The 656-nt window shown below is 56.6% G+C and carries 1 protein-coding gene; it reads left to right on the forward strand.

Annotated elements, in window-relative coordinates; translation table 11 throughout:
- On the forward strand, window positions 1–656 hold a 656-nt coding region (locus tag AC1DRJ_RS31320; protein ID WP_477805518.1), incomplete at both ends, for a restriction endonuclease.

A 656-nucleotide genomic window follows, 5' to 3' on the forward strand; every position in this document is an offset into this window, starting at 1 on the left:
GTGATCCGCAGGGTCGTCGAATTTGAGGATTTCGAGTCCTGCTGGGAAGACGATCGCCTCGAAGCAAAGGGGCTGGTGGCAAGCGTCCGTGAAGCGGTGAACAAGAAAGATGCGTTCACCCGCATGCAGCAAGAGCGAGAAGCTGAACGTGACCAAGCGCAGGCGGCTCACCGTGAAGCACAGCAGAGGGCTGCACGAAAGCGCAGTGAGGTCGACGACGTCAAGAATCGCCTGTTCGCCCTCTTCGGCATGGACGATCAGCCTCAGGAACGGGGTCGACTTCTGGAAGGTGTGCTCAATGATCTCTTCCGAGCCTACGACATCCATGTGAGGGAGAACTTCGTTCGCAGAACCCCGGACAGCACGATCGTGTTGGAGCAGATCGACGGAGTCATCGAGCTCTCGGGCACGATCCACCTAGTGGAAATGAAGTGGCTCAAAGACCCCGTGGGGGTAGGCGATTTCGGGTCGCATCTAGTCAGGGTGATGAACCGGGCCAATGTGTCGGGCATTTTCATCTCCAATAGCAGGTTCACCCAGTCGGTGATCTCCCAGTGTGCGGAGTTCCTCAATCACAGAACCAACTTCCTTTGCTCTTTGGAGGAAATTGTGAGCGTGCTACAGCGCCAGGGTGATCTGGTCGAGCTATTGAGAAC

This window comes from Pseudomonas sp. P5_B2 (assembly GCF_056400445.1).